The organism is Pseudomonas sp. R62 (assembly GCF_000257605.1).
GTDB lineage: Bacteria > Pseudomonadota > Gammaproteobacteria > Pseudomonadales > Pseudomonadaceae > Aquipseudomonas > Aquipseudomonas atacamensis.
In genome coordinates, this window is sequence record NZ_JH635999.1 from 68,707 (window position 1) to 70,115 (window position 1,409).

The following is a 1,409-nucleotide window of genomic DNA, read 5'->3' on the forward strand; positions in this document are numbered from 1 at the left end:
ACCGAACAGAATGATCCCGGCGATCACCGTGCCCACAGCACCGACACCGGTCCAGATCGCATAGGCCGTACCCAGCGGCAATTCCTTCATCGCCAGACCGAGCAAACCAAGGCTGATGGCCATGGCGGCAACGGTCAGGGCAGTGGGGAGCGGGCGGGTGAAGCCGTCGGTGTATTTCAGGCCGACGGCCCAGCCGACTTCGAACAGGCCGGCGCAAAACAGAATGATCCAGGACATGCAGGACCTCCATCGATTGACGGGGTCGTCCCCATATGAATGACTCGAGCGAGCCGCAGGGTCGTCCCCGCGTTGCGCAATATACTGACGAGCATTAACCCGGGGATCAAGTTTTCAGCCTCAATCGGTAGCCCGTTGCGCGAGGTTGTCGCGGTCTTCTTTTTCGCTCATGCGCCGGAAGTACGTCGACAGCAGTGCTCCGGAAATATTGTGCCAGACGCTGAACAGCGCGCTCGGCACCGCCGCCAGTGGCGAGAAGTGCGCACTGGCCAATGCCGCGCCCAGTCCCGAATTCTGCATGCCGACTTCCAGTGCCAGCGACTTGCGCTGAGCCAGCGGCAGGCCGAACAGGCGCCCGGTGAAGTAGCCGAGCAGATAACCGAAGCTGTTGTGCAGCATGACCACGGCCATGATCAGCAGGCCGGACTCGGCGATTTTCGCCTGACTCGCCGCCACCACGGCGGTGACAATAATCACGATGCTGACCACCGACACCAGCGGCAACACATCCACCGCATGCCGCACCTTGTCGCCGAGTAGCCGCTGCGCGACCACGCCGAGAACGATCGGCAACAGCACCACTTGCAGGATCGACCAGAACAGCTCCATGAACGATACCGGCAACCACGCCGAGGCCAGCAGCCAGATCAGTGCCGGGGTCAACAGTGGGGCGAGCAGGGTGGTGACCGCGGCAATCGCCACGGAAAGCGCCAGATCACCGCGCGCCAGCCAGGTCATCACGTTCGAAGAGGTGCCGCTCGGGCAGCAACCGACCAGAATCACCCCGACGGCGATTTCCGGCGGCAGATGAAACACCTGGCAGAGCAACCACGCCACACCGGGCATGATCACGAAATGCGCAACCACGCCCAGCGCCACCCGCCACGGATGGCGAGCGACGGCAGCGAAGTCGTCGAGTTTGAGGGTCAGGCCCATGCCGAACATCACCAGACCCAGCAGCGGTACGATCGCGCTTTTCAGGCCGATGAACCACGCCGGTTGCAGAAAGGCCACGACGGCGAATATCAGAACCCAGTAAGCGAAGGTATTGCCGACAAAGCGGCTGAGTGCAGCCAGTGCGCGCATGGCTTGATCCTTATTTTTGGTTACACCACAAAACATTGTGGGAGCGAGCCTGCTCGCGAATGCGGTGAGCCAGACACATTAATGTT

Annotated in this window: 2 protein-coding genes; both read right to left on the minus strand. The window is 61.7% G+C overall.

The genetic code is table 11. The features are described 5' to 3' along the window. The coding region (locus OQK_RS18720; RefSeq protein ID WP_038861382.1) for an SMR family transporter at positions 1-237 on the minus strand (237 nt) is incomplete at its 3' end. A gap of 120 nt (positions 238-357) precedes the next feature. Then, on the minus strand, positions 358-1,323 hold the full coding sequence (locus OQK_RS18725; RefSeq protein WP_016773728.1) for a bile acid:sodium symporter family protein: 966 nt from the start codon (positions 1,321-1,323) through the stop codon (positions 358-360). Positions 1,324-1,409 lie beyond the last annotated feature (86 nt).

Excerpts from the sequence above, each read along its gene's own strand:
- OQK_RS18725 (WP_016773728.1), bottom strand. The coding sequence starts at position 1,323 with ATGCGCGCACTGGCTGCACTCAGCCGCTTTGTCGGCAATACCTTCGCT.